Origin of the sequence: Haloarchaeobius ordinarius (assembly GCF_051801355.1) — an archaeon.
Taxonomy (GTDB): Archaea; Halobacteriota; Halobacteria; order Halobacteriales; family Natrialbaceae; genus Haloarchaeobius.
In genome coordinates this window covers 41,013-64,392 of the sequence record NZ_CP196560.1, presented here as the reverse complement: position 1 = coordinate 64,392, position 23,380 = coordinate 41,013, and the positions used below count along the sequence as shown (strand labels likewise).

The following is a 23,380-nucleotide window of genomic DNA, read 5'->3' as shown; positions in this document are numbered from 1 at the left end:
TCTTACTGACTAGCTGGCTATATAGAAACAAGTACATTTATTTTCTCCCTGACCACATCACTCGTTATGGAAACGCGCAAGGTGCAAGTGACTGGTGGGTCGACCTACACCGTCTCGCTTCCGAAGACGTGGGCGACCGACAACGGAGTCTCTGCGGGGACGACCGTCGAGTTCTATCCCGAGGAAGATTCGCTGTTACTCACACCGAAGAGCGAGACCCAGCGGACAGAAGGGACCCTCGACGTCTCGGACCTCGATGGCCAGCGCCTCACACGCGCGGTCATGACGATGTACGTCTCCGGCTTCGACATCATCGCGCTGGAGGCCAACCGCATCACGACCGACCAGCGCCGGGCTATCCGGTCGGCCACGCAGAGCCTGGTCGGCGTCGAGGTCCTAGAGGAGACGAGCGACAGCGTCGTCATCCAGGACCTGCTCGACTCCTCCGAACTCAGCATCCACAACGCCGTCACCCGGATGCGTCTCATCGCGCAGTCGATGCTCAACGACGCCCTCACAGCACTCCTCGAAAACGACGAGGACATGGCTCGTGACGTGCGCGAACGCGACGACGACGTGGACCGCCTCTGGTACGTCGTCTCGCGCATCTTCCGTGCCACCTTGCGCTCGCCCCGTGCCGCCGAAGAGCTGGGCGTCCCGCGTGAGGTCTGTTTCGACTATCACTCCAGCGCGCGCCAACTCGAACGCATCGGCGACCACGCGGCGAAGATCGCCAACATCGCCGTCGAACTCGACGAGATAGACGAGGACGTGGCCGATGCGCTCCAGGAACTCCACGACGACTCGGCCGACGTCCTGGAGAAGGCGATGGACGCGCTGTTCGCCGACGACCCGGACGAAGCGACCAGACTCGCGAATTCGGCCCGGGAGTCCGTGCGCAACATCGACGAACACACCCGTTCTATCGACGAACTCCTGCGCGAGCGAGAGCCACAGGCCGCCCAGTCGCTCGGACTGGTCGTCGACTCGCTCTCCCGGAGCGCCGACTACGCGGGGAACATCGCCGAGACGGCGCTCCAGAAGGCGGCACCGAGTCCGTAGTCACGCTCCCGTCGACGGGTTCGACTGTTCCTCTCTCTGCACGCTCGTTTCTGTACACGTCGCGTGGACCGTGCGGACTCACGCGGCTACCCGGCACACGAACACGACACAGCGGTCGCTCCCGGTTTCGCGAGAACTGAGATGAGAAGGTGATTACTCGTCGTCGACGATGACCGCGTTGACCTGCCCGTTCTGGCCGGGGCGGGAGGTGACGCGGGCCGTGCCGGCGTCGGTTTCGATGACGGCGCCCTTCGTGATGATGTTCCGGCGCACGTAGTTCGGGTTGGCGTCGTTCTCGACGACGTCCTCGATGGTGGCGTGGACCGTCTCGCCGCCCTTGTTCACGTTTGCGACGTCGGTCGCGAGCGCGCGAGTCTTCGTCGTGTTACCGCGCGTGTCGATGACGCGGAAACGCTTCTCGCCGACCTGGGTCTCCGTCGGGAGACGGCCGAGCTGGTGCTTCTTTCGGTTACGAATCGGGCGGAGGCGTCCGCCGGTACGCTTGCGCGTAGAGCGTCCCTGGTCTTGCATACCCGGAAGCAGTTCCAGCAGCTACTTGAATCGCTCGACTTGAACCGGGGGCTGGCCGGTCTGTCCCGCGTGTGCCCGGCCCTCGAGCCGTGTGAGAGGGTGACATCGAGGGCGAACACATCGTAGTCTTTAGGCCCGCGTCGGCCGACCGACGTGAATATGAGTCTACGTGTGGCCGTCGCCGCGCCGTTTCGCCAGCGCGGGAAGCGAGAGCTCGAGCAGAACGAGTTCGTCGTCGCGCTCTCGCTCGACCGCGACTGGTTCTCGCCGGACCAGGCCAAGCGACTGGTGGACGTGGCGACGGGAGAGGGGTTGCTCGAACAGGAAGGGACGGACCTGCGGTGTACGTTCGACCCGAGCGAGGTCGAGGTTCCAGAGGACTTCGTACCGGGCGACGACGTGCTCACGGAGCGTTCGGCGTTCGAACAGGTGCTGGACGACCTCGTCGCGTCGGGGCAGGAGAAACACGAGGCGGTCGGGGCAATCAACCAGCTCCAGCAGGAACTCGACGTGACCATCGCCGCGGCCGCGCTGGTGTACGCCCGGACGCAGGACGTCGACGTCTCCGAGGCCCGCGCGAAGGCGCGACAGGAACTCGTGGAGGCCTGAGATGGTCGAGGACCGGACTACCGACGGCGTCCGTCTCGCACAACTCCTCTCCTCCGAACTCGACGGTCGCGAGGACGGCGAGTTCGCCCGGTTCGCGGTCGAGAACGCCGACCGCGACGTGGCACCGACCGACGACGGGGCGCGCGCCTACGACGTGACCCGCGACGGCGAGCCATTCGCGGTCGTGTTCGTCCAGCCCGACCGTGTCCGCATCGAGCTGTCGGCGGGGCTCGACGCGGCGGTCGAAGAGGCGAAGGAGGTGGGGCTGCGGGTCCGACCGAAGGCGACGGAGCCGCCGAAGACGCTCGTGTTCGTCGAGGACGGCGCCGAGGTCAAACGTGCGACCGACGTGGTCGACGCGGCGAGTCGGGCGGGCGAGTAGAGCCCGACGCTGGACAGCGTTACACTGCCTCGCCTTGCGGGCCAGAACCTATTTGCAGGGCATTCGACTGTTTCCACTCGATGACGACTAGACGACGGCTCCTGTCGACTGCTGGGCTCGCGGCGAGTTCGGTCGCAGGCTGTCTTCGATTGCAGGACGCAAGTGAGGAGGAGACGGTCACTGACACGAGGCAGCCGAACACAAGCGCCAAGACCGAGACGGCGACGACCCGGCACAGACCAACGGACACCCAGGTCGTCCACGAGGTCGAAGGCAGGAACATCTCGTGGCGGCCCTCGACCGAGGGCGACGCAGAAATAGCCCTCGGTGCTGACGAAGTCAAGTTCATCTGCCCCGGCTGTTCGGGGGCGACGGTCACGAGTGACCTCGGCGACATCGAGACGCTTTCGGTCGCGTTTACGTACTGGGTCAGCACCGAAGAGTGGGACCATCTCCCCTTCTTCGAGGTCGCCGTCGACGGTGACGTCAGCTATCGAGCGACGTCCCGACCGGGGGTTGAGGACGGTTTCGGCGACGAGGCCGCGTTCGACGTGTCGGAGGTGACCGTGGAGGCTCCCCTCGAACGAACCTTCGAACCGGACGGCAAGACGGCGATTCGACTCGGACTCGTGCCACGTGAGGGGTGTCAGGCAAATCCAGATTTCAGGTACCAGTTCATCGCCCACGACATCGTGGTTCGCTACGGGTGACTCAGGCGCCCGTCCCGCTCGTTGACTCGCTGAGGACGTACTTCTCCAGCAGCGGGGAGGCCCGCATGAGGCCCGTCCCGAGCACACTCATCACGAGCACGTAGCCGACCGCGAACGCCGGAATCACGTCCGCCAGCGCGCCGGTCCCGACCGAGGTCGCCAGCGCGGCGAGCACCAGCGAGAACTCCCCACGAGCGACCAGCCCGACCGCGACGCGCAGTGACCGGCGCTCGCTCAGTCCGTAGCGCTTCCCGCTCCAGTACCCGCTGACGAGCTTGCTCGCGGTGGTGACGACGACGGCGACGACGAGGAGCACGAGTGCGGTCCCCTGTAACTGGCTCACGTCCGTCTGCAGACCGATGGCGAAGAAGAACGCGGCCGCGAACAGGTCCCTTGCGGGGGCCATCACGCGTTCGACCCGGTGGACCGCGTCGGTCTCGCTGACGGCCGTGCCGACGAAGAAGGCCGCGACGGCCTCGCTGACGCCGAGGTCGAGCGCCATCGCCGCAACGACCGTGGTCACGCCGAGCAGGCCGAGCAACAGCAGTTCGTCGGAGTCGATGGCGAGCGCGCGCTGGATGAACGGGGTGCCGAACTGGGCGAAGACGACCAGTGCGGTGAGCACGGCGAGCGCGACACCGACCGACTGGACTGCCGCGAAGCCACCGTTCCCGACGGCGACCGCCGAGAGCAGTGCGAGGTACACCGCGATGACGATGTCCTCGACGACCAGTGTCCCAAGGACGACCTCGCTCTCGGGGTCGGCGACCCAGCCGAGGTCGATGAGCGTCTTGGTGATGATGGCCGACGAGGAGATGTAGACGATGCCGACCAGGAACGCCGTTTCGAGTGGCGAGAACCCGAAGGCGACCCCCAGCAGCACGCCGACCCCGGCGTTGATCACCAGGTCGATACCGCCGATGAGCGAGAGTTTCTCCCGTCTGGCCAGGAGCTGGTCGACGCTGAACTCCATCCCGATGAAAAAGAGCAGGAGAACGATACCGAGCTCTGCCAGGAGGTCGACGAACGCCTCGTCCTCGATGAGTGTGAGGGAGATGCCGTCGGCGATGGGTGCGTGGGGGCCGATGAGCAGTCCGACCACGATGTACGCCGGGATGACCGAGAGCCGGAGCTGTCTGGCGAGGACGCCACCGACGGCGAGGACGGTAAGCGTGATACCTGCTTCCAGGAGTAAGCCGGCCATCGTCAGTCGTTGTGGACGAACGAACGGAAGGCCTGTTGCTCCTCGCGGGTCCCGAGGGCGACGAGGATGTCGCCTGCCCGTAACTCGAAGTCCGGGTTCGGGTTCGCGATGGTCTCGTCGTCCCGCTGGACTGCGATGACGGAGACACCTGTCGCAGCCCGCACGCCACACCCTTCGAGGGTCTGCCCGGACAGCGTGGAGTCCTCGTCGATGGTCACCCATTCGATGATGGCATCCCCGAGGGGGACCTCCGGCTGCGGGAGTTCGACCGGCTGGAAGTACGCTCCGCCCAGAATAGCCCCCAGCTGGCGGGCCTGCTCACCGGAGAGGCTGGCGATGCGGGTACTGTCCGCCTCTGGCTCCGACCGGTGGAACACCTCGCGCCTGCCGTCGTGATGGAGGAGGACGACCAGTCGTCCGCCGTCGTCGAGTTCGACCTCGAACTTCCGGCCGACGCCGGGGACGTCCGTCTCGTACACTGTCATACTCGAAGATGGCGGTCGGCTGGAATATAAAGGTCGTCACGTGATGGGAGCGGGCTCGAACTGCCAGGTGACTGCGAGGCTCCTGCCGACGAGGTTGGCCCTTCACGCGGGACCCAGGACCGCTCGCCGGGGACGTAGACGACCTCGAGGCGGAACTCCCGGCCGTACTTCGCTTCGAGGCGCTCGGCGAGTTCGTGTGCGAGGCCCGGTGGTGGCGTGGTGTCGACGTGATAGCCGAGTATCAGACGCGCTCTGACGGGTTTCCCGAGGAGGTGGTCGATGGGCAGGTACTCGATGTCGGAATCGAGGTAGGCCATCCGACCGTACTCGCCGGCGTCGAACGTCTCTTCGAGGTCCGCTATCATCGACTTCTCCAGCGATTGCACCTCGTGGGTCGTGACGGAGACCGTCCCGAGGAGCACGGTGAGGACGGCGATGGCCACGACGAGTTTCGCGGTGCGCATCCTGACGGCGGCTCGCGCCCGCTCGGCCTCCAGCCGCCGCTCCGGCCGGTAGCCCGCGAGCCAGAAGAGGATGAGCGCCGAGAGGTTGATGGCGAGCAGGTTGACGACGACGAGCGTCGTCCCGCCAACTGCCAGCAGCAGCTCGCCGTAGGAGAGTGCGATACCGGCGGTCGCCGCCGGGGGGACGAGCGCCACCGCGATGGCGACACCCACGAGCGTCGAACCGGACCCCCGCATGATACTGATGGCCCCGGCTGCTCCGGAGCCGAGGGCGAGCACCAGCGACAGGATACCGGGTCGCACCCGTTCCATAATCTGCGGGACGTCCCTGATTGCGAGGTCTGGCTCGACGAGGACCGTCTGTTTCACGATGATTCCGACAAGGAACCCGAGGGCGATGGCCCCCACCAGCCCCGTCACCTGCAAGTATAGCCCGCGGCTCGCGAGCTCTCTGTCTTCGAGAACGGCGCCCACGCTGGCCGCGATAGCTGGTCCCATCAGCGGGGCGACCACCATCGCGCCGATGATGGTCGCCGCGGAGTTCTGGAGCAACCCCGTCGTGGCGATGAGCGTGCTCAAAAAGAGCATCGGGAAGAACGTCTCGTCGATTGGTGCGAGGTCGTATGCCCGGGCGCTGAGTTCCTCGCGGGAGACCCGGAGGCTGGAGTACTTCTCGGTGAGTGCTTTGAACCGCCGTGAGATGACGAGTTCGACCGGGAGGACGATGGTGTAGGAGTTCTCCCTGACACCCGCGATTCGGAGCTTCTTCAGGACGGGTTCCAGACCGTTGGTCGGGACGGGGAACTGGACCATCGCCTCGAAGTCCCCGCGCCCGGTCTCCTCGAACAGGGCGTAGTCGATACCCTCCCGCTCGAGGACTGCGAGCACGCTGTCTCGCTTTCCTTCCGGGATGAGCGCCTGAACGAGTCGCATGCAGTGGATACGCTCCTTGGCTGGTTAAGCCGATATTCGAGGCTCTGATACCTCCTCGTGCTGTGCGGGCTATCGACTCACGATAGCAACCTTGTTATTCGACCCACCCCCACGCCAATCAAATGAGCTTCTTCGAGCGTTTGGGCGAGCGGATTCGGGACAAGGACACCGTCGTCTCGGTCGGGCTCGACCCCGACCCGGATCGACTCCCCGAGTTCCTCGCGGACCACGACCTGCCCCGGTGGGCGTTCAACCGCCGCATCATCGACGCGACACACGAACACGCGGCCTGTTACAAGCCGAACGCGGCGTTCTACGAGGACGACGACGGCTGGGCGGCCCTGCGCGAGACCATCGCCTACGCCCACGGAAAGGACGTACCCGTCCTCCTCGACGCCAAGCGAGCCGACATCGGGAACACGACCCGACAGTACGCCGAGTTGCTGGACTACGCCGACGCCATCACCGTGAACCCGTACATGGGTCGGGACTCGCTCGCCCCCTTCCTCTCGCGGGCCGACAAGGGCGTCTTCATCCTCTGTCGCACCTCGAACCCGGGCGGGGCGGACCTGCAGGACCTCGAACTCGCGTCCGGTGAACCGCTCTACGAGCGAGTCGCTTCGCTCGCGGACCTGTGGAACGAACACGGGAACGTCGGACTGGTCGTCGGCGCGACCACGCCGGACGAACTCGAAGCGCTGCGCGAGCAGGTGCCGGACATCCCGTTCCTCGTGCCGGGTGTCGGCGCACAGGGTGGCGACGCCGAGGCTGCCGTGGAGTTCGGGCTGGCGGACGGAGTCGGCCTCGTTAACTCCTCGCGTGGCATCATCTTCGCCGGTGAGAACGCACGCGGCGAGACGGAGTTCTTCCAGGCGGCCGGGCAGGCGGCGAAGCGACTCAAGACGCGGCTGAACCGGTACCGGGACTGACCCCGTCCCCGGCAACCGGGAGAGAGCCGGGTCAGAACTGGTAGGTGTCGGTCTCGCCCGTAGTTCCGCCCGGGTCCGCCCGTCTCGTACAGTCCAGGCACATCCCGTGTTCGCGGTCGAAGTGGTTCTGGCAGACCATCGCCCCACAGCGGTTGCAGTGCTGGCGGGCGCGGGCCTCCTCACATATCTGGCAGAGCCCTGCGACGCTCATGCTGCATGGTAACACGTCAGGAGACTTGAGTGCCGGCCCTGCGCCGCCAGACCCCGCACGGCCCGGCGACCCCACGATACTCACCGAGTCGTTTAGGGTAGCGTGGCACGTATCGTCAGTCGTGCGAGACTCGCCCCTCCTGTTCGGGCTGGCTGCCGTCTTCGCCGGCCTGACGACGGTGCTCGCGGTCGTCGCGATAGTCACCCGTGAGTTCTTCGTCCTCGGTATCGCCCTCCCGTTCGCCGCCACGACTTACTTCATGTGGTTCCAGGCGAGTGGGAAGCTCCAGGAGCGTGTCGCCGCCGCGACACACGCCGACGCCTATCAGGAACGTCGACGTACCGCCGAGCAGAAGGCTCGCGAAGGTGCTCGCGGCGGTCGCAGCAGGTTCGCCCGGGAGGCCCGCCGAGCGGCCGAGGAACGTCGCCGCCGCGAGCGGTTCCGGCGGGCCGGTCGCGTCTCTGACAGCGGTCGACGCCGGGAGCGCAGGCAGCGCCGTGCACCACGTCGCGCAGGCGACGGGCCGACACGCAAAGAGGCACTCTCACGGCTCGGTCTGCGAGGCGAGGCCGACGAGGAGACGATTCGAGCGGCCTACCGCGAGAAGGTCAAGGAGGTCCACCCGGACACGCCGGACGGGGACGAGGAGACGTTCAAACAGGTGAACGCGGCGTACGAACGGCTCAAAGACGACTGGTGACCGTGCTGGCCCGTCTGACCCCGTCTGAACCCCGCTCGATTCCCCAGAACGTATTGTGATAACAATTGTCATAAGACGAGAAGTCTTTTGCCACCTGTCTCCTAACCCGGAGGTATGAGCCCTGACCGGGCCGTGTTGGAGCGAGCCCTCGAACGCGGTGAGCAAGAGGGCGGCAACGTCGAGTTCAAGGAGCGACTCTCGAAGGACGTACACCTCGCCGAAGGACGCCGGGAGAGCCTGGCGGCGCAACTGCGCCACCGGGTCCTCTCGGGTGATGGCGAAGCGATGTACGTAGTCGGTGTCACGGACGACGGCGGCCTCGCCGGTATCGAACCGGACGTGTTCTCGGAGACGATGGACGTGCTGAGCCTGCTCGCCGAAGAGGCCGGTGCTCACATCGAGAACGTCCAGACGTGGGGCGTCACGGATACGGGCGTCCACCGCGGCACAGGCGACGGAACGACCCCCGAAGCGACGAAGGGAATCGTCGGTGTCGCCGAGATTCGCGAAGGTGGCGTGCTGGAGACCGACGACGAACACATCGTCGTCGGGACCGCCGGCCACGTCGACCACGGGAAGTCGACACTCGTCGGGTCACTCGTCACCGGGCAACCGGACGACGGCGACGGGGCGACCCGCGGCTACCTCGACGTGAAACCGCACGAGGTCGAACGCGGCCTCTCGGCGGACCTCTCTTACGCCGTCTACGGCTTCAACGACGACGGGCCGGTCCACATGAACAACCCGCACCGAAAGCAGGACCGGGCGCGCATCGTCACCGAGTCCGACCGCCTCGTCTCGTTCGTCGACACGGTCGGCCACGAGCCGTGGCTCCGCACCACGATTCGAGGCCTCGTCGGCCAGAAACTCGACTACGGGCTGTTGACGGTCGCGGCCGACGACGGCCCGACGAAGACCACCCGGGAACACCTCGGTGTCCTGCTGGCGACCGACCTCCCGACCATCGTCGTCCTCACGAAGAAAGACATCGTGGACGAAGAGCGCCTGGAGGCGGTCGAACGCGAGGTCGAGCGTCTGCTCCGCGACGTGGGCAAGACCCCCCTGCGGGTCGACCGCCACGGGGTCGACGCCGCCGTCGAGGAGATAAGCGACACCGTCGTCCCCATCCTCACGACCAGTTCGGTCACGATGGAGGGCCTCGACACGCTGGACGAGTTGTTCGAGCGCCTCCCGAAGACCGCCGGCGTCGAGGGTGACTTCCGGATGTACATCGACCGGACCTACTCGGTCACCGGTGTCGGCGCGGTCGCCTCCGGGACCATCATGTCCGGCGAGGTCGAGGCGGGCGACGAACTCCTGCTCGGCCCGATGCCCGACGGCTCCTGGCGCGAGGTCGAGGCCCGGTCCATCGAGATGCACTACCACCGCGTCGACGAGGCCAAAGCGGGCCGTATCGTCGGTATCGCGCTCAAAGGCGTCGCCGAGAACGAGATAGAGCGCGGGATGGCGCTGGTTCCCCGCGAGAGCGACCCCGCGACGGTCCGGGAGTTCGACGCCGAGGTGATGGTACTCAACCACCCGACCCGTATCGGCGACGGCTACGAGCCGGTCGTCCACCTGGAGACCATCAGCGAGGCGTCCATCTTCACGCCCGACGACGGTCGCCTCCTGCCCGGCGACAAGGGCCGGACCCGCGTCCGGTTCAAGTTCAAGCCGTACATGGTCGAGGAGGGCCAGCGATTCGTCTTCCGGGAGGGACAGTCCAAGGGCGTCGGGACGGTGACGAACGTCTACCGCGAGTAAACGCCGCGAATCAGCTTCGACTCGGCCTTCTGGACGTGTTCTGCGGCGGTCGACGGCGAGATTCCCAGCTCCGCGGCCACGTCTTCGATAGTCCCCGTTCGAGGGACGTCGTAGTACCCCACGGCGACTGCGGCCGCCAGCGCGTCGTCCTGCCGGGCCGAGAGCCTGTCGCGCGCCGTCTCCGGATGCTGGTCGTATTCGCCCACGGCTTCGATGGTCGTCGGCATGGTCTCGGGAATCGCCGCGACCGCACGTTGCAGGTCCTCGTTCGCGCCGACCACCGAGACGCGGACCTCGCCGTCCCCGTACTCGACGGGCGGGACCACGAGCAGACTCCCGCTCGCGAAGGCGTCGAACAGCCGCGCCGTGACGGGCGTCGTCCGGTCGACGACGTGGACGTAGAACCCGTCGCCTGCGGGCGTCACGTCGAACTGGACGACCTCGTCGGCCCCCGCGAGGACCGCCCTGACGACCGATTCCTCGCCCTCGACGTAGTCCATGATAGCGACGCCCTCGTCGTGGACGTTCCAGTGGAGGCCCTGCACGCGGTCGACGTGCGGCGAGTGGGTCCAGCAGTCCACCACGGGGTGGACGCCCTCGGGTACCTGCACCACCAGTCGCACGAATCGCATACCTCGGACTCCGGGTCCCCGGTACTTGAATCCACAGCGGGACTGCCGCACCACGGCTACGGCCGTCCGGGCCGTCTCACCAGCCATGCACGTATTCGTCGCCGGCGCGACCGGCGTCCTGGGACGGCGACTCGTCGACCGACTCACCGACCGCGGACACACCGTCACGGGGCTGACCCGGGACGACGAGGGGGCAGCCGTGGTCCGGCAGGCGGGCGGAACGCCAGCCCGCGGAGACCTCCTCGACGCCGACTCGACGTACGCGGCAGTGACCGACGCGAACCCGGACGTGGTCGTCCACGCGGCTACTGCCATTCCGGTCGGGTCGAAGACGACCGCCGAGGACTGGGAACCGACGAACCGGCTCAGACGAGCGGGGACCGAGAACCTGCTCGCGGCCGCGCTCGCCGCCGATGCGACGCGGTACCTCCAGCAGAGCGTCGTCTGGGTCGCGCGCCAGCCCGACGGCTCCGCGTTCGACGAGACGAGCGAGCCACATCCCGACCGGACGACACAGTCGGCACTCGACGGCGAACGACTCGTCCGCGAGGCCGACGAGGCGCACGACCTCGACGTGGGAATCCTCCGCTGTGGCTGGTTCTACGGTGCGGACAGTGGACACACCCGGCTGCTCGCCGAGAAGCTCCGTGGTGGTGACATGCCGATTCTCGGGACCGGCCTCCTCGGCCGTGGCGACGCAAGACTCTCGCCCCTGCACACCGACGACGCTGCCCGGGCCTTCGTCGCGGCCGCCGAGGGGGACGCCACCGGGCTGTGGCACGTCGTAGACGACGAACCCGTGACCGTGGCGGCGTTCCTCCGGGCGCTGGCGGACCGCATCGACGCGCCGGCACCCCGGCGGATTCCGGGCTGGCTCGCCACACCCCTCGCGGGCGAGGACGCCGTCAGGTTCTTCACGCGGTCGATGCCGACCAGCAACGACCGCTTCCGGGCCGCCTTCGACTGGGAACCCACCTTGCCAACTTACCGGGAGGGACTCGACCGAGTCGTAGAGAACTGGCTGTGCGAGTCGGAACCGGACGGCGACGACGAGGCGTTCCAGTGGGGTGTCGCGTGACCACCCCACGCCTGCTTGCCAGTGTCGCCGTCGTTCACCTGCTCGTCAGCGCGACCCACGGCATCGCACACGAGTTCGCGGCCGTCCCGCTGACGACCGTCCAGAACACCCTCGTCGGCGTGTTCGTCTTCGGGTTGCCGCTCCTGTCACTCGTCAGCGTCCGCATGGGCCGGGGTGCCCTCGCCCGCGGTCTCCTCGTCGTCGGGCTGGTCGGGTCGCTCGCGGTCGGTGGTAGTTTCCACTATCTCGTCCCCGGGGCCGACAACGTGGCGTCGGTCCACGGCCACGGGGCGTCCGAATTCGAACTGACGGCGGCCGTCGCGGCGGTGGTCGACCTCCTCGGGGCGGTGGTGGTCGCCGTCGGCGGACGGGTCAGCCAGTGAACGAATCGACCGACGGCTGGACCGAGGAATGGACGGGGCTACCGGCACCTTCGGCGTCCGGTAAGTGTTTTTTTGCTGGTGTCCTACCGACACGTACGAATGGATCGTCGTTCGCCAGGTGTTCGTCTCTACATGGCGGTTACCGGGCTGGTTCTCGTCGCGCTCTATCTACTGGTCGGGACGCTTCTGGTCGAAATCGCGGCCTCGCTCTGGTCCGCTCGCCCCGACCCGGTCCTGTTCGCCGCCGCGTTGCTCGGCTCGTCGCTCGTCTTCGGCTACGCGAGCTACCGCGGCGGCACCGCGAGAATCCTCTCGTCGCTGGAGGCTGTCGACCTGCCGCGCGAGCGAGCGCCACAACTCCACGCCCGGGTCGACCGGCTGAGCGAGCGGATGGGAATCGAGCGCCCGCAGTTGCTGGTCGCCCGGATGCCCGCCCCGAACGCCCTCGCGCTGGGGGGTCGCCGGCGGGGCGTGGTCGTGCTCGACGCGAGCCTCTTTCGCATCCTCTCGATGGACGAACTGGAGACCATCGTCGCCCACGAACTCGCCCACCTGGAGAGCCGCGACAGCCTGATTCAGACGCTCGGGTTCAGCGTCGCCCAGACGCTCAGCGGCCTCGTGTTCTTCCTGTTGCTCCCGGTCGGGCTGTTCGTCGCCGGGTTCCGGCGGGCGTTGCGCTGGCTCCGTGGGGAACGACCGCGCCCGTTCAGCCAGCACCTCCAGCGAACTCACGCGCAGGTCGCCTCGGCCGTGGTCGTCCTGATGCTGGTGCTGACCCTGGCGCTCCGGGCACACTCGCGCCGCCGCGAGTTCGCCGCGGACGACCGGGCCGTCGCGGTGACTGAGAAGCCGATGGCGCTCGCCCGGGGGCTCGCCCGAATCGAACGGGCATCGGAACCGCCGGGTGGACTGCTCTCGTCGCTGTACATCCACGGGACCGAGGAGAACGTGCTCACGCGACTGCTGGCGACGCACCCGCCGATGCAAGAGCGAATCGAGCGACTGGTCGAGCTGGGGGAGTCGACGTGGCACCGCATCGAGATACAGTGACGACGCAGGCGGACCCGCCGGTAGCCCGTTACCAGGGCGGGTCGGTCAACTCGTGGAGCGACTCGAGCACGTACTCCGGGGTCGGCGAGCCCGGTTCCGACTCCCGACTCGCTGACCCAGCTAACCACGCCGCCCGCACGCCGGCAGCCTGTGCCCCGGCCACGTCCGAGCGAAGCGAGTTCCCGACGTGGACCGTCGTCTCGGACTGGCTCCCGAGCAGGTCGAGCACGCGGTGGAAGGCGTCGGGTTCGGGCTTCGCGGGCACGTCGTAGCCGGCGTAGACGACGTGCTCGAAGGCGTCGGCGAAGGGGAGCGCGTCGAGTTTCTGGGACTGCATCTCCGGTGCGCCGTTCGTGACGACGGCGAGTCGGTGGTCCCCTGCCAGGGACTCGACTGCCTCGCCTGCGCCGGGGAGCGGTTCCACGTTCGACTGGTCGCGTTCTTCGTCGTAAACCGCGGCGAGTTCGGCTCCGAGGTCGGGGTCCAGTCCCGACTCCTCGGCGAGGCTGGCGAAGCACATCTCGCGGAGTTCGCGCATCCCCGTGGCCTCAGACACGAACTCGTCGTAGCGCGCGTAGTAGTCGGTCGCCTCGAAGAACGGGCCGACGCCGACGACCTCGAAGGAGACGGCGAGCAGTTGGGGGACCGACCGGCGGTACGAACAGAGGGTGTCGTCGAGGTCGAACAGGACGGTGTCGACGGGGGCGGACATCGGGTGAGAGTGGGACTGCCAGGGAGATAAAACAGGTGGCGTGGACCGGGTCGCCGTTCAGTCGGCTGGCGCGGTCACCGTTCAATCGGTTCGGTAGCCGTCGTCGGTCCGCACTGCGAGGTCCAGCAGTACCAGCCAGTCGAGTTCGTGTTCGATCTTCTCGGTCCACACGTTCTCCCACGTGCCGGGATTCTTGTGGCGCTCCCACTGCGGGACGTTCTCGCGGTAGCGGTCGAACACGGCGTCGGCCGAGAGGGGTCCGTCCGCCTCCTCGAGGATCTCCAGTACGTCGCTCGCGCCGAAGACGCCCTCCAGGAACGCCTCGCGGAGGTACTCGCGGGTCGGTTCCTTGCGGATCCGGGTGAAGCCGCTCTCGCCCTCTCTCGCCAGTCCGAGTCCGCGGAGGAACGTCAGCCACGTCGCGGCCTCGTCGCGGGCGACGAGGTCGGTCCGCTGGAGCATCCGGGCACAGCAGTCGTCCTCACTGCCCGGGACCAGGGGAACCGCGCGCTGGGCGGTCTCGACGAAGTCGAGCGACTCGGGCGCGGCCGGGACGTGTTTGAACTTCACAGTTCGAACGATTCGGCGAGCAGTTCCTCGTCCGTCTCGCCGAAGACGTGGGTCGGGCCGCCCAGGACGTCCACCGTTATCTGAGCCGGCGCGAACACGCTCTCGTCGAGTTCGTGGAAGTCCCAGTCTATCGCCTCGAAGATGTCCGCGAAGGGCGTGCCGTACTCCTCGTTGGCGGTCGAGACGACCTCGTCGAAGCGCTCGAAGTCCTCCTCGACGGTGAGGGTGACCTGCCCACCGTAGGCCAGCGCGTCGTTGGTCCGCGCCATGGCCTCCTCCTCCGAGGCGGCGACCGGCGCGACCGGGGCGGTTCCGGACACCGAGACGAGGTCGAGCGGGTCGTACCCGAGTTCCGTGAGCCGGAACGCGGCCAGTTCGGCGGCCCGGGCACCGATGCTGATGCTGCCGGCGAGGCTGGCGGTGCGAAAGCCGGCGAGGAAGACGCTCGCGGGGTTGGTCTCGGTCAGATCTGCGACGTGCTCGGCGACGGCCTCACCCGGTAACGCGTCGGCCTCGATGGTCAGGACGGTCAGGTCGAAGGCGTCGTGATAGCCCACGCGCTGGAACACGTCCTCGGTGCCGACGAGGGCGCGGGCCGGGCCGCTGCCCAGCCCCTCGAAGTCCTCGACGCTGACCTCCCAGCCCGCCTTCTGCGAGCACAGCAGGGCGAGTTCAGGGTGGTCGGTCGTCACTTCGACGTGGCGCATCGGTGCGCCCGCGACCTCGCCCATCCGGGTCTGGACGGTCGCGAGGCCGCCCGTCTGAATCTCGGAGAGGAGGACGCCAGCCTCGACGCCGCCGCGGAAATCCACGCCGAAGTCGAGGACCGTCGCCTCGTTCTCCAGTTCGTACGCCCCGATATCGAGTACCTCCGCGAAGTCGATGGCCTCGTCGACGAGCTCGATGGCCATCCGGTTGAGACTCTCCATGGACGGGGGTTGTTCGGCTCCGGGTAAAGGGTTTCAGTTCTGCTCGCACTCCCAGCTGAACCCGAACGAGTCGAGGACCGCGTCGTCGGTCCCGTACGCAGTCACGGTCAGACTGCCGGTCCAGCCGGGGTCGCCGAGGCGCTGGTGGTAGACCGGCCCGTCGACGGGGAAGCGACTCGCCCCGGCTGTCGTCGTGTCGGGCTTCGGTTCGACCGGGACCGTCGCGCGTTCACCGCCCCACTCGACCACGAGGCGGGAGACGTCCTCGACGCGGTCGCTCGGGATGGGGACGAGGACCGCCGCGTTGCCGTCGACGTCGGCGACCTGGACACCACCGTTGAGTAAGTCGCCCGCACCATGCGTCACGTCGTCGCTCGAACACCGTCTCACACCGGGGTCGTCACTCGATGCACTGCCGGAACAGCCGGCGAGGAGGACGAGACCGGTACCGGGGAGGGCTGCGAGCAGGGACCGTCTTCGCATACGTCTTCCCCGACCCGACAGGTCAAAAATCTGTTCACTCGTCCGGGTCGCTCCTGGCCGCCCGGCCGAGGTGTGCCTCGACTGCGGCGACCTTGTCGTCCGCCGTGGTCGTCTTCGTCCGTTTGTCGTCTATCTTCAGGAACGTCGAGACGCGGTCGCCGTCGACCGCCTCGTGGGCGGCCTGTGCGGCGGCGAACACCGTCCCCACGTCTTCTGCCTCGATGGTCGTCCCCATCGGGGTCGTCTCGTAGGTCACGTCGAAGTCGTCGAGGGCGGCGACCGCCTTCGCGACCTCGCCGGCCATGCTCCCCTCGACGACGGGCGCGACCGAGAGGAACGCGACGACGGTCATTCCTCCTCGTGGAGTTGGACGGTCACCCGCCCGTCGAAGTTCAGCAGGATACGCTGGGTGAGGTCACCGAACAGCGCCTTCCCACTGGGGGAGCGACGTCGGCCCGAGATGAACAGGTGGTCGCACTCGCGCTCTTCTGCGACCTCGAGGATGGCGTGTTCCTCGCGACCGACCGTCCCGAGGACCTCGTACTCGACATCGATTCCCTCGAGCGACCTGTGGCCGACCTGTGTCGCGAAGTGTTCGGCCTCCATCTCGGCTTCGTCCAGCGGGAAGCTCTTCCCGCCGCTCTCCAGTCGCGAGGACATGATATCCTCGTACTCCTCCTCCGGAAGCACGTGGAGCAGATAGAGGTCTGCCCCGACACCGGCGGCTAGCTCCCCCGCTTCGCGGATGAGGGACCGGGTCTGGTCTGAATCGTTGCGGATGACGGCGAGTGCGCGTTCCATATCCACCGATGTTCGAGAGGTGGTGAAAAAAAGGTTGCCCGAGCGACACAGTGGCACGCGGGGGCTGGGTCACCGACGGTCGCCAGCCAGTAGTACTCGCGCTCCTGGTCCGTGGCGAGCAACCGCTTCATGAGGTACTCGGCCAGCAGCCCGAACGCCAGCACACCGCCCGAGAGTAGCACGAAGTACAGCGACACCTCGGCGACTTGCGGTCCCGAGAGACGCGAGACGGTCAGTCCGATGACGAACACGGCCGCGCCGGGGACCACCAGCGGTATCACCAGCTAGCGGACGAGCACGGACTCGCGGACGAACGACCAGACGGTGAACGATGGAGACCGGTCTATGCGGGAACTGGTAGAACGCGAAAGGAGATAGATACGGGGCAGGTGTGGCAGAACTCAAAGTCGGTGTTCGACCGACCGGTACGTCGCCGCGAACCCACCCGTCCCCGCGAGAGCGGTGTCCGCGATCTGGAAGACGTTCAGCGTGACGTCGGTCTCTTCGCCCGCCAGGACGACCGCCCACGCTCCACTCGCCGGTTTCTGCCACTCGCCTTCGGTCTCACGAAGGAGCGTCTCCCCGAAGTAACTGCCCAGCGACAGCACGAGTTGCCTGTCCCGCACGCCATCCGCGGCCAGGTCGGACGCCAGTTCGTCCAGTCGCGACAGCGATGCCGGCGAGTAATCTAGCTCGCGGTCGGGCCAGTTCTCAACACACTGGGCTGCTTGCTCGCGAAACACCTCGGTCCTGTCCCGCGGTTCGGGTTCTGGCTCCGGTTCGGGGTCGGCGTCAGCAGTCGTCTCCTCGTCCGTGGACTCCGAAACCGGTGTCGCGACCTCGCGGGCGGTTTCGGCACTGGGAGACGTAGCTGTTACTGCGTCGGTGGTCGAATCGTCGTCTGGTGTCGGGCCGGCCTCGGCCGTACCGGCAGCCGCCTCCGCAGGCGAGGTCGGTGTCGCCGTCTGTTCGGTCGCAGCGTCCGGCGACTGACCCCCGTCTTTACTTCCGAAGAGTCCGGTGAGTCGTTGGAGCAGTTTCACAGTCTTTCAGACTCGCGGGGTTCGATAAAAAGCCCCACCCCGGAGTGAATGTGAAAATCCGGAAACTCTTGCAGAAGGGTGTTACTGGGCCTATAGGTCTACTTTAGAGAGAGTCACGAATGGTAACAAGAACTGGGAGTGACGGTTCCACCGTTCGCGTCGCGGTTCTCGCGCTGCCCGGAACCGCGCACCGCTCGCGGGTTCAAATCCCGCTATCGTGATTCAGTCTCAGAACGTCGTGTTCGCAGTCGCAAGGCGACTGCTCACGGAGTTGGTTCGACAGAAATGCACTGACTGGGATTTGAACCCAGGTTGTGACCATGGCAAGGTCACGTGATACCACTACACTATCAGTGCGCGTCTGCTACACTTGGACCGATGCGCTGGTCGCTCTAATACCCTACGATATGAGTCGGCGACGGCGGGGTGGTCACTGCCGGACGAGGTCGAGGAGTCCCTCGGGGTAGAGCGTGGCCCCAGCCCCGGAAAAGCGCGACACTGGCTCCCCGTTCGCGGTGAACACACCGGCACCGTCGTCTTCGAAGCCCTCCAGTGTCTCCTGGTCGCACACGCCCTCGTCGGCGAACCCGGCCGCGAAGACGAACACGACCTCGCGGCCGGGGTCTCCTTCGACCGTGAACACGTTCTCCAGTACGCCGAGACGCTCGACCGGGACCACCTCGCGGTCCCGTTCTTCCCGGACGTCTGATGTCACGTCAGGACGTGCCGCGGACGACTCGAGGCACAGAAAAAGGACGCCGACCACTCGATTCGCCTGTTCACCCTCACCCGGCCGACGAGGGCGGCGACTGGAACAACCGACGCAGCCGGCGTTTCACCAGGGCGATACCGGTCGCGGCGATGAGTGCCTCCACGAACAGGAACCCCCCGACGAGGAGGTACATGCCGACCCCGTCCCCGAGGTCGGTCAAGAACAGGTCACGCGTGACTCTCGCAGCGACCACCGCGAAGAACGTGACCGTGTTGTACCCCGCGAACGTGACACTGATGAGGACCAGTACGGCGAAGATTATCAACAGGTCCCTGACGAACGGCCTCCATCCCCCTGCGAACAGCGTGCGCATGATACCCTGAGAGACGGGAGAATCGTTGATACCGGTTACCGAAGCGAAACGAGGAGTCGGTGCCCAGACTGTAGTCCGAACCAGACCCGCACCGACATGGCGTGTGAACCTCACTCGCACGACCTCGCTTCGCGCTGCTGCTGCTCGCGGGTTCAAATTCCGCTATCGTGATTCAGTCTCAGAACGTCGTGTTCGCAGTCGCAAGGCGACCGCTCACGGAGTTGGTTCGACAGAAATGCACTGACTGGGATTTGAACCCAGGTTGTGACCATGGCAAGGTCACGTGATACCACTACACTATCAGTGCGCTTCGTCTGCATTCAAACGTAACTGCTGGATGTGATATAAGGCTTCTGAATCGGACGGTCTGTGTGAGAGAGAAACCACCAGACTGCGGTACGTTCCGCCACAATATATCTTGATTCCCGCACGTACGCGAGCATGACCACTCAATCATGTGAACGCTAAACACCCTCATTCGGGCGTGAGTAGCCGTCACACCCCGAAATTGAATCCGGCACCCTTTTACGATGGGCCAGAATAAATTCGGCACAGTCTAGTGGCGAGGCGTCGAAGCGTCACGGCATGACCATCAGCGTGCTCGTGCCGTCATCCCTCGTCCGGGAAGCCGAAGACAAACGCGAGGCAACTCGTAAGATCGGCTACGTCGCCCGTGCGGCGACGGTGTTCCGGGCAGACAGGCTGGTCGTCTTCCCCGACGAAGACGGCGAGACCAGATGGGGTGGCGGGTTCGTCAGCACCGTACTCGAATACGCGACGACGCCCCCCTACCTCCGAAAGGAGGCGTGGGGGCATCGAAGCGAACTGGAGTACGCGGGTATCTTGCCGCCGCTCCGCGCCTCACCACAGACCGGCTCCGAATCGAACGGTTCGGGGTCGTTAAGACAGGGAATCGTGACCGAGGTCGGACCTGACAGGCGCGTCCGGGTCAATTGCGGACTGCAACACCCGATCTCGCTCGTCGCACCACCCGATATGGGAGTGCCGGACGAGGGAGAACGCGTAACCGTCAGGGTATCTTCGCGACGTCCGGTCCGTGCGCGACTCGTCGACGAACCCATCGAAGGGCTCGTCGTCGAACGCACGGACCTCACGGCAGCGCTCGGGCGTGAAGACGCCGGGCTATGCATCGCAACCTCGCGCCACGGTGAGGAACTCACCGTGGGGCGACTCGCGAGCCTGACCCAGGAAACCCAGCGCGACGGCATGACCGTCGTGTTCGGGTCGCCGGGGCGAGGGCTGCCTGAAATACTCGGAATCGACGTGGCCGACGTACAGGCCGCTCGACACGAGGACGCCACCGAACCCAACGCCGGAGGGTTCGACCTTTGGCTGAACTCGATTCCGCACCAGGGCAGCGAGGTCGTGAGAACGGAGGAAGCTCTGTTCGCGACGCTCGCCTGCCTGACACTCAACGAGTGATACAATGCCACAACCTAGCAGACCACGCAAAGGCTCGCTCGGGTTCGGCCCGCGCAAGCGTGCGACCTCCGAGGTCCCGCGCTTCAACTCGTGGCCGGACGACGACGGACAGCCGACGCTGCAGGGTTTCGCTGGCTACAAAGCCGGCATGACCCACGTGGTGATGATCAACGACGAGTCCGACTCCCCCCGCGAAGGGATGGAGGAGACCGTCCCCGTCACCATCGTGGAGACCCCGCCCATGCGGGCGGTGGCCCTGCGAGCGTACGAAGACACACCGTACGGGAAGAAGCCCCTCACCGAGGTCTGGACCGGTGAGTTCCACGAGGAACTCGACCGCGTTCTGGACCTGCCCGAGGACCCAAGCCCCGAGGCCGACGCGGAGGAACTCCGCGACGCCGTCGAGGCTGGCAAGGTCGCTGACGTTCGTGCCATCACGCACACCGTCCCCAGCGACGTCCCGTCGGTGCCGAAGAAGAAGCCCGACGTGATGGAGACCCGCATCGGCGGTGGCTCCCTCGCGGACCGCGTCGACTACGGCCTCGAACTCATCGAGGACGGCGGCGTGCACGAGATGAAAGACACCTTCCGCGCCGGCGAGTACACCGACGTCTCCGGCGTCACGAAGGGGAAGGGCACCCAGGGCCCGGTCAAGCGCTGGGGCGTCCAGAAGCGCAAGGGCAAGCACGCCCGCCAGGGATGGCGGCGTCGCATCGGTAACCTCGGCCCGTGGAACCCGAGCCGCGTTCGCTCGACCGTTCCGCAGCAGGGTCAGATGGGGTACCACCAGCGCACGGAGCTCAACAAGCGCGTCATCCGCATCGGCGACGGTGAGGATGTCGACGACGTGAACGTCGACGGCGGCTTCGTCAACTACGGCGAAGTCGGCGGCCCGTTCACCCTCGTCAAGGGCTCGCTGCCCGGTCCGGACAAGCGCCTCCTGCGCTTCCGCCCGGCCATCCGACCGAACGACCAGCCGCGCCTCGACCCCGAGGTGCGCTTCGTTTCCACAGCATCGAACCAGGGATAAACCATGCAGGCAACAATCTACGACCTGGACGGCTCCGAGGCCGACACGCTCGACCTCCCCGAGGTCTTCGAGACGGCCTTCCGTCCGGACCTCATCACGCGTGCGGTCCGCGCCGCCCAGGCCAACCGAAAACAGCCGTACGGTGCCGACGACTACGCCGGCATGCGTACGTCCGGTGAATCGATGGGTTCGGGCCGCGGCATGGCACACGTGCCGCGCTCGAACGGCCAGGGTGTCCGTGTCCCCCAGACCGTCGGTGGTCGCAGGGCACACCCGCCGAAAGAAGAGAAAGACCAGGGCGAGCAGATCAACAAGAAAGAGCGCAAACTCGCGTTCCGGAGCGCACTCGCCGCGACCGTCGACGCCGAGCGCGTCGCCGAGCGCGGTCACGCGTTCGACGAAGATCTCAATCTGCCGCTCGTCGTCAGCGACGACTTCGAGGACCTGCTGAAGACCAAGGAGGTCGTCAGCTTCCTCGAGGCCGTCGGCGCTGACGCCGACATCGAGCGTGCAGACGAGGGCAAGACGGTGCGTGCTGGCCGCGGGACGACCCGTGGTCGCAAGTACAAGCAGCCCAAGTCCATCCTGTTCGTGACCTCCAGCGAGGCCGGCCCGTCGAAGGCCGCACGGAACCTCGCCGGCGCCGACGTGGCGACGGCAGCCAACGTGAACGTCGAAGACCTCGCACCCGGCGCAGACGGCGGTCGACTGACCGTCTTCACCGAGTCCGCCATCGCGGAGGTGGCCGACCGATGAGCGTCATCCAGTACCCGCTCGTGACGGAGAAGGCGATGAACGACATGGACTTCGAGAACAAGCTCCAGTTCGTCGTCGACCTCGACGCTGCCAAGCCCGACATCCGCGAGGCTGTCGAGGAGCAGTTCGAGGTCACCGTCGCCAGCGTCAACACGCAGGTCACGATGAAAGGCAAGAAGAAGGCGATCGTCCGCCTCTCCGAGGAGGACGACGCACAGGAAGTCGCCTCTCGCATCGGGGTGTTCTAAGAATGGGACGAAGAATCCAGGGCCAGCGACGTGGTCGTGGTGGGCCGACGTTCCGTGCCCCCTCGCACCGCTACAAGGCTGAGCTCTCGCACAAGACGCCTGAGGAATCGGACGTCGTCAACGGGACCGTCGTCGACATCGAACACGACCCCGCCCGGTCCGCACCGGTCGTGGCCGTCGAGTTCGAGGACGGCGACCAGCGCCTCGTGCTCGCGCCCGAGGGTATCACCGTGGGCGACGAGATTCAGGTCGGCGTCTCCGCCGAAATCAAGCCGGGGAACACGCTCCCGCTCGCCGAGATTCCGGAAGGTGTCCCGGTGTGCAACATCGAGCGCCAGCCCGGAGACGGCGGCAAGTTCGCCCGGGCTTCCGGGACGAGCGCCGACCTCATCACCCACGACCGCAAGGCTGCGGTCGTCCAGCTGCCCAGCGGCGAGATGAAGCGCCTCGACCCGCAGTGCCGCGCCACGGTCGGTGTGGTCGCGGGTGGTGGCCGAACCGAGAAGCCGTTCGTGAAGGCAGGGAACAAGTATCACAAGATGAAGGCTCGCGGCACCAAGTGGCCGAACGTGCGTGGCGTGGCGATGAACGCCGTCGACCACCCGTTCGGTGGCGGTGGCCGCCAGCACCCGGGCCGACCGAAGTCCGTCTCGCGCGACGCACCGCCGGGCCGGAAGGTCGGTGACATCGCGTCTCGGCGTACTGGCCGAGGTGGTAACAAATGAGTCAACCCGACTACAGAACTGGCCGTGACGAGGACGAGGAGTTCACCTACCACGGCTACACGCTCGACGAGCTGCAGGCGATGGACCTCGAAGAAGTCGCAGAAGAGCTCCCCGCACGCATGCGGCGAAGCATCACGCGCGGTCTCTCCGTCGAGAAGCAGAAGCTTCTCGAGAAGGCCCGCGACTACGACGAACAGGAGAGCGCCAACAACCCGATCCGCACGCACCTGCGCGACATGCCGGTGCTGCCGGAGTTCGTGGACCTGACCTTCGCCGTCTACAACGGTCAGGAGTTCGAGCGCGTCAAGGTCAAGCCCGAGATGATCGGCCACTACCTTGGCGAGTTCCAGCTCACACGCTCGTCCGTCACGCACGGACAGGCGGGTATCGGTGCGACGCGCTCCTCGAAGTTCGTGCCCCTGAAGTGA

Annotated in this window: 32 protein-coding genes and 2 tRNA genes; 16 read left to right on the top strand and 18 right to left on the bottom strand. The window is 66.5% G+C overall.

Annotation, left to right across the window (positions count from 1 at the left end; translation table 11 throughout):
• The first annotated feature begins 66 nt into the window (after nucleotides 1-66).
• Nucleotides 67-1,062 (top strand): PhoU domain-containing protein, encoded by a 996-nt coding sequence (locus ACSC1R_RS00425; protein ID WP_439027100.1) that lies wholly within the window; start codon nucleotides 67-69, stop codon nucleotides 1,060-1,062.
• A 153-nt stretch (nucleotides 1,063-1,215) separates the two neighbouring features.
• On the opposite strand, the gene ACSC1R_RS00420 is transcribed toward ACSC1R_RS00425, so the two are convergent.
• On the bottom strand, nucleotides 1,216-1,593 hold the full coding sequence (locus ACSC1R_RS00420) for a 30S ribosomal protein S8e (RefSeq protein ID WP_439027099.1): 378 nt from the start codon (nucleotides 1,591-1,593) through the stop codon (nucleotides 1,216-1,218).
• Between the two features lie 159 nt (nucleotides 1,594-1,752).
• On the opposite strand from ACSC1R_RS00420, the gene ACSC1R_RS00415 reads away from it, so the two are divergent.
• From ACSC1R_RS00415 to ACSC1R_RS00405, 3 genes are all read left to right on the top strand, one after another.
• Nucleotides 1,753-2,202: a DUF2240 family protein gene (locus tag ACSC1R_RS00415; RefSeq protein WP_439027098.1), complete on the top strand. Its 450-nt coding sequence runs from the start codon at nucleotides 1,753-1,755 to the stop codon at nucleotides 2,200-2,202.
• Nucleotide 2,203: 1 nt separating this feature from the next.
• Nucleotides 2,204-2,584 carry a hypothetical protein gene (locus ACSC1R_RS00410; protein WP_439027097.1) on the top strand — a complete coding sequence of 127 codons (381 nt, stop codon included), beginning with the start codon at nucleotides 2,204-2,206 and terminating at the stop codon, nucleotides 2,582-2,584.
• Between the two features lie 80 nt (nucleotides 2,585-2,664).
• Complete coding sequence (locus tag ACSC1R_RS00405; RefSeq protein WP_439027096.1) at nucleotides 2,665-3,294, top strand: hypothetical protein; 630 nt, start codon at nucleotides 2,665-2,667, stop codon at nucleotides 3,292-3,294.
• 1 nt (nucleotide 3,295) lies between these two features.
• Here ACSC1R_RS00405 and ACSC1R_RS00400 read toward each other — a convergent pair whose 3' ends face one another.
• Genes ACSC1R_RS00400 through ACSC1R_RS00390 form a run of 3 tightly spaced genes read right to left on the bottom strand, consistent with a single transcriptional unit; the run spans nucleotide 3,296 to nucleotide 6,380 of the window.
• Entirely contained in the window at nucleotides 3,296-4,498 is a 1,203-nt protein-coding gene (locus tag ACSC1R_RS00400; protein WP_439027095.1) for a cation:proton antiporter, read from the bottom strand.
• Nucleotides 4,499-4,500: 2 nt separating this feature from the next.
• Nucleotides 4,501-4,983 (bottom strand): cation:proton antiporter regulatory subunit, encoded by a 483-nt coding sequence (locus ACSC1R_RS00395; RefSeq protein ID WP_439027094.1) that lies wholly within the window; start codon nucleotides 4,981-4,983, stop codon nucleotides 4,501-4,503.
• Nucleotides 4,980-6,380 (bottom strand): TIGR00341 family protein, encoded by a 1,401-nt coding sequence (locus ACSC1R_RS00390; RefSeq protein WP_439027093.1) that lies wholly within the window; start codon nucleotides 6,378-6,380, stop codon nucleotides 4,980-4,982. The genes ACSC1R_RS00395 and ACSC1R_RS00390 overlap by 4 nt, the downstream gene beginning before the upstream one ends.
• Before the next feature lie 122 nt (nucleotides 6,381-6,502).
• Between ACSC1R_RS00390 and pyrF the strand changes: the two genes are divergently transcribed.
• Nucleotides 6,503-7,309: an orotidine-5'-phosphate decarboxylase gene (pyrF, locus tag ACSC1R_RS00385; RefSeq protein WP_439027092.1), complete on the top strand. Its 807-nt coding sequence runs from the start codon at nucleotides 6,503-6,505 to the stop codon at nucleotides 7,307-7,309.
• A gap of 31 nt (nucleotides 7,310-7,340) precedes the next feature.
• Here pyrF and ACSC1R_RS00380 read toward each other — a convergent pair whose 3' ends face one another.
• The gene (locus ACSC1R_RS00380; RefSeq protein WP_439027091.1) at nucleotides 7,341-7,520 is read right to left on the bottom strand and encodes a hypothetical protein; all 180 of its coding nucleotides are present in this window, start codon (nucleotides 7,518-7,520) and stop codon (nucleotides 7,341-7,343) included.
• Between the two features lie 121 nt (nucleotides 7,521-7,641).
• Here ACSC1R_RS00380 and ACSC1R_RS00375 point away from each other — a divergent pair, with 121 nt between their 5' ends.
• Both ACSC1R_RS00375 and ACSC1R_RS00370 read left to right on the top strand, forming a co-directional pair.
• Nucleotides 7,642-8,220 (top strand): J domain-containing protein, encoded by a 579-nt coding sequence (locus tag ACSC1R_RS00375; protein ID WP_439027090.1) that lies wholly within the window; start codon nucleotides 7,642-7,644, stop codon nucleotides 8,218-8,220.
• 114 nt (nucleotides 8,221-8,334) lie between these two features.
• The gene (locus tag ACSC1R_RS00370) at nucleotides 8,335-9,984 is read left to right on the top strand and encodes a GTPBP1 family GTP-binding protein (protein ID WP_439027089.1); all 1,650 of its coding nucleotides are present in this window, start codon (nucleotides 8,335-8,337) and stop codon (nucleotides 9,982-9,984) included.
• On the opposite strand, the gene ACSC1R_RS00365 is transcribed toward ACSC1R_RS00370, so the two are convergent.
• The gene (locus ACSC1R_RS00365; protein ID WP_439027088.1) at nucleotides 9,972-10,616 is read right to left on the bottom strand and encodes a helix-turn-helix domain-containing protein; all 645 of its coding nucleotides are present in this window, start codon (nucleotides 10,614-10,616) and stop codon (nucleotides 9,972-9,974) included. The two genes, ACSC1R_RS00370 and ACSC1R_RS00365, sit on opposite strands and share 13 nt — an antisense overlap.
• Nucleotides 10,617-10,701: 85 nt before the next feature.
• On the opposite strand from ACSC1R_RS00365, the gene ACSC1R_RS00360 reads away from it, so the two are divergent.
• The 3 genes from ACSC1R_RS00360 (at nucleotide 10,702) to ACSC1R_RS00350 (ending at nucleotide 13,127) form a co-directional block, all read left to right on the top strand.
• Nucleotides 10,702-11,694, top strand: coding sequence for an NAD-dependent epimerase/dehydratase family protein (locus ACSC1R_RS00360; protein WP_439027087.1), 993 nt, complete (start codon nucleotides 10,702-10,704; stop codon nucleotides 11,692-11,694).
• Nucleotides 11,691-12,077 carry a hypothetical protein gene (locus ACSC1R_RS00355; RefSeq protein ID WP_439027086.1) on the top strand — a complete coding sequence of 129 codons (387 nt, stop codon included), beginning with the start codon at nucleotides 11,691-11,693 and terminating at the stop codon, nucleotides 12,075-12,077. The genes ACSC1R_RS00360 and ACSC1R_RS00355 overlap by 4 nt, the downstream gene beginning before the upstream one ends.
• Nucleotides 12,078-12,209: 132 nt before the next feature.
• The gene (locus ACSC1R_RS00350; RefSeq protein ID WP_439027085.1) at nucleotides 12,210-13,127 is read left to right on the top strand and encodes a M48 family metallopeptidase; all 918 of its coding nucleotides are present in this window, start codon (nucleotides 12,210-12,212) and stop codon (nucleotides 13,125-13,127) included.
• A 28-nt stretch (nucleotides 13,128-13,155) separates the two neighbouring features.
• On the opposite strand, the gene ACSC1R_RS00345 is transcribed toward ACSC1R_RS00350, so the two are convergent.
• From ACSC1R_RS00345 to ACSC1R_RS00290, 12 genes are all read right to left on the bottom strand, one after another.
• Nucleotides 13,156-13,839 carry an HAD family hydrolase gene (locus tag ACSC1R_RS00345; RefSeq protein WP_439027084.1) on the bottom strand — a complete coding sequence of 228 codons (684 nt, stop codon included), beginning with the start codon at nucleotides 13,837-13,839 and terminating at the stop codon, nucleotides 13,156-13,158.
• Nucleotides 13,840-13,920: 81 nt separating this feature from the next.
• A complete protein-coding gene (locus ACSC1R_RS00340; protein WP_439027083.1) occupies nucleotides 13,921-14,409 on the bottom strand; it encodes a hypothetical protein in 489 nt (162 codons plus the stop codon).
• Nucleotides 14,406-15,338: a methenyltetrahydromethanopterin cyclohydrolase gene (mch, locus tag ACSC1R_RS00335; RefSeq protein WP_439027082.1), complete on the bottom strand. Its 933-nt coding sequence runs from the start codon at nucleotides 15,336-15,338 to the stop codon at nucleotides 14,406-14,408. Before mch ends, ACSC1R_RS00340 begins: the two co-directional genes overlap by 4 nt.
• Nucleotides 15,339-15,371: 33 nt before the next feature.
• Nucleotides 15,372-15,821, bottom strand: a complete 450-nt coding sequence (locus tag ACSC1R_RS00330) for a hypothetical protein (RefSeq protein ID WP_439027081.1) — start codon at nucleotides 15,819-15,821, stop codon at nucleotides 15,372-15,374.
• A gap of 34 nt (nucleotides 15,822-15,855) precedes the next feature.
• Nucleotides 15,856-16,173 (bottom strand): MTH1187 family thiamine-binding protein, encoded by a 318-nt coding sequence (locus ACSC1R_RS00325; RefSeq protein ID WP_439027080.1) that lies wholly within the window; start codon nucleotides 16,171-16,173, stop codon nucleotides 15,856-15,858.
• The gene (locus ACSC1R_RS00320) at nucleotides 16,170-16,622 is read right to left on the bottom strand and encodes a universal stress protein (protein WP_439027079.1); all 453 of its coding nucleotides are present in this window, start codon (nucleotides 16,620-16,622) and stop codon (nucleotides 16,170-16,172) included. The genes ACSC1R_RS00325 and ACSC1R_RS00320 overlap by 4 nt, the downstream gene beginning before the upstream one ends.
• Nucleotides 16,547-16,891 carry a hypothetical protein gene (locus ACSC1R_RS00315; RefSeq protein WP_439027078.1) on the bottom strand — a complete coding sequence of 115 codons (345 nt, stop codon included), beginning with the start codon at nucleotides 16,889-16,891 and terminating at the stop codon, nucleotides 16,547-16,549. The genes ACSC1R_RS00320 and ACSC1R_RS00315 overlap by 76 nt, the downstream gene beginning before the upstream one ends.
• A gap of 132 nt (nucleotides 16,892-17,023) precedes the next feature.
• On the bottom strand, nucleotides 17,024-17,665 hold the full coding sequence (locus ACSC1R_RS00310; protein ID WP_439027077.1) for a hypothetical protein: 642 nt from the start codon (nucleotides 17,663-17,665) through the stop codon (nucleotides 17,024-17,026).
• Between the two features lie 286 nt (nucleotides 17,666-17,951).
• Nucleotides 17,952-18,022, bottom strand: a tRNA-Gly gene (locus tag ACSC1R_RS00305).
• 73 nt (nucleotides 18,023-18,095) lie between these two features.
• The gene (locus tag ACSC1R_RS00300) at nucleotides 18,096-18,380 is read right to left on the bottom strand and encodes a hypothetical protein (RefSeq protein WP_439027076.1); all 285 of its coding nucleotides are present in this window, start codon (nucleotides 18,378-18,380) and stop codon (nucleotides 18,096-18,098) included.
• 70 nt (nucleotides 18,381-18,450) lie between these two features.
• Nucleotides 18,451-18,750, bottom strand: coding sequence for a hypothetical protein (locus ACSC1R_RS00295; protein ID WP_439027075.1), 300 nt, complete (start codon nucleotides 18,748-18,750; stop codon nucleotides 18,451-18,453).
• Nucleotides 18,751-18,986: 236 nt separating this feature from the next.
• Nucleotides 18,987-19,057, bottom strand: a tRNA-Gly gene (locus ACSC1R_RS00290).
• 278 nt (nucleotides 19,058-19,335) lie between these two features.
• Between ACSC1R_RS00290 and ACSC1R_RS00285 the strand changes: the two genes are divergently transcribed.
• From ACSC1R_RS00285 to ACSC1R_RS00260, 6 genes are read left to right on the top strand one after another with little or no spacing between them, the layout of a single operon-like run.
• Nucleotides 19,336-20,193, top strand: a complete 858-nt coding sequence (locus ACSC1R_RS00285; protein WP_439027074.1) for a putative RNA uridine N3 methyltransferase — start codon at nucleotides 19,336-19,338, stop codon at nucleotides 20,191-20,193.
• 4 nt (nucleotides 20,194-20,197) lie between these two features.
• Nucleotides 20,198-21,223, top strand: a complete 1,026-nt coding sequence (locus ACSC1R_RS00280; protein ID WP_439027073.1) for a 50S ribosomal protein L3 — start codon at nucleotides 20,198-20,200, stop codon at nucleotides 21,221-21,223.
• 3 nt (nucleotides 21,224-21,226) lie between these two features.
• Nucleotides 21,227-21,979 (top strand): 50S ribosomal protein L4, encoded by a 753-nt coding sequence (gene rpl4p, locus ACSC1R_RS00275; RefSeq protein ID WP_439027072.1) that lies wholly within the window; start codon nucleotides 21,227-21,229, stop codon nucleotides 21,977-21,979.
• Nucleotides 21,976-22,227: a 50S ribosomal protein L23 gene (locus tag ACSC1R_RS00270; protein WP_439027071.1), complete on the top strand. Its 252-nt coding sequence runs from the start codon at nucleotides 21,976-21,978 to the stop codon at nucleotides 22,225-22,227. The genes rpl4p and ACSC1R_RS00270 overlap by 4 nt, the downstream gene beginning before the upstream one ends.
• 2 nt (nucleotides 22,228-22,229) lie before the next feature.
• Nucleotides 22,230-22,952, top strand: a complete 723-nt coding sequence (locus ACSC1R_RS00265) for a 50S ribosomal protein L2 (protein ID WP_439027070.1) — start codon at nucleotides 22,230-22,232, stop codon at nucleotides 22,950-22,952.
• Nucleotides 22,949-23,380, top strand: a complete 432-nt coding sequence (locus ACSC1R_RS00260) for a 30S ribosomal protein S19 (RefSeq protein ID WP_439027069.1) — start codon at nucleotides 22,949-22,951, stop codon at nucleotides 23,378-23,380. The genes ACSC1R_RS00265 and ACSC1R_RS00260 overlap by 4 nt, the downstream gene beginning before the upstream one ends.

Coding starts and splice junctions, on each gene's coding strand:
- ACSC1R_RS00345 (WP_439027084.1), bottom strand. CDS start 13,839: ATGTCCGCCCCCGTCGACACCGTCCTGTTCGACCTCGACGACACCCTC.
- ACSC1R_RS00270 (WP_439027071.1), top strand. CDS start 21,976: ATGAGCGTCATCCAGTACCCGCTCGTGACGGAGAAGGCGATGAACGAC.
- ACSC1R_RS00350 (WP_439027085.1), top strand. CDS start 12,210: ATGGCGGTTACCGGGCTGGTTCTCGTCGCGCTCTATCTACTGGTCGGG.
- ACSC1R_RS00320 (WP_439027079.1), bottom strand. CDS start 16,622: ATGGAACGCGCACTCGCCGTCATCCGCAACGATTCAGACCAGACCCGG.
- ACSC1R_RS00365 (WP_439027088.1), bottom strand. CDS start 10,616: ATGCGATTCGTGCGACTGGTGGTGCAGGTACCCGAGGGCGTCCACCCC.
- ACSC1R_RS00410 (WP_439027097.1), top strand. CDS start 2,204: ATGGTCGAGGACCGGACTACCGACGGCGTCCGTCTCGCACAACTCCTC.
- ACSC1R_RS00325 (WP_439027080.1), bottom strand. CDS start 16,173: ATGACCGTCGTCGCGTTCCTCTCGGTCGCGCCCGTCGTCGAGGGGAGC.
- ACSC1R_RS00395 (WP_439027094.1), bottom strand. CDS start 4,983: ATGACAGTGTACGAGACGGACGTCCCCGGCGTCGGCCGGAAGTTCGAG.
- ACSC1R_RS00280 (WP_439027073.1), top strand. CDS start 20,198: ATGCCACAACCTAGCAGACCACGCAAAGGCTCGCTCGGGTTCGGCCCG.
- ACSC1R_RS00405 (WP_439027096.1), top strand. CDS start 2,665: ATGACGACTAGACGACGGCTCCTGTCGACTGCTGGGCTCGCGGCGAGT.
- ACSC1R_RS00260 (WP_439027069.1), top strand. CDS start 22,949: ATGAGTCAACCCGACTACAGAACTGGCCGTGACGAGGACGAGGAGTTC.
- ACSC1R_RS00400 (WP_439027095.1), bottom strand. CDS start 4,498: ATGGCCGGCTTACTCCTGGAAGCAGGTATCACGCTTACCGTCCTCGCC.
- ACSC1R_RS00295 (WP_439027075.1), bottom strand. CDS start 18,750: ATGCGCACGCTGTTCGCAGGGGGATGGAGGCCGTTCGTCAGGGACCTG.
- ACSC1R_RS00380 (WP_439027091.1), bottom strand. CDS start 7,520: ATGAGCGTCGCAGGGCTCTGCCAGATATGTGAGGAGGCCCGCGCCCGC.
- ACSC1R_RS00360 (WP_439027087.1), top strand. CDS start 10,702: ATGCACGTATTCGTCGCCGGCGCGACCGGCGTCCTGGGACGGCGACTC.
- ACSC1R_RS00330 (WP_439027081.1), bottom strand. CDS start 15,821: ATGCGAAGACGGTCCCTGCTCGCAGCCCTCCCCGGTACCGGTCTCGTC.
- ACSC1R_RS00415 (WP_439027098.1), top strand. CDS start 1,753: ATGAGTCTACGTGTGGCCGTCGCCGCGCCGTTTCGCCAGCGCGGGAAG.
- ACSC1R_RS00390 (WP_439027093.1), bottom strand. CDS start 6,380: ATGCGACTCGTTCAGGCGCTCATCCCGGAAGGAAAGCGAGACAGCGTG.
- ACSC1R_RS00370 (WP_439027089.1), top strand. CDS start 8,335: ATGAGCCCTGACCGGGCCGTGTTGGAGCGAGCCCTCGAACGCGGTGAG.
- pyrF (WP_439027092.1), top strand. CDS start 6,503: ATGAGCTTCTTCGAGCGTTTGGGCGAGCGGATTCGGGACAAGGACACC.
- mch (WP_439027082.1), bottom strand. CDS start 15,338: ATGGAGAGTCTCAACCGGATGGCCATCGAGCTCGTCGACGAGGCCATC.
- ACSC1R_RS00265 (WP_439027070.1), top strand. CDS start 22,230: ATGGGACGAAGAATCCAGGGCCAGCGACGTGGTCGTGGTGGGCCGACG.
- ACSC1R_RS00285 (WP_439027074.1), top strand. CDS start 19,336: ATGACCATCAGCGTGCTCGTGCCGTCATCCCTCGTCCGGGAAGCCGAA.
- rpl4p (WP_439027072.1), top strand. CDS start 21,227: ATGCAGGCAACAATCTACGACCTGGACGGCTCCGAGGCCGACACGCTC.
- ACSC1R_RS00420 (WP_439027099.1), bottom strand. CDS start 1,593: ATGCAAGACCAGGGACGCTCTACGCGCAAGCGTACCGGCGGACGCCTC.
- ACSC1R_RS00425 (WP_439027100.1), top strand. CDS start 67: ATGGAAACGCGCAAGGTGCAAGTGACTGGTGGGTCGACCTACACCGTC.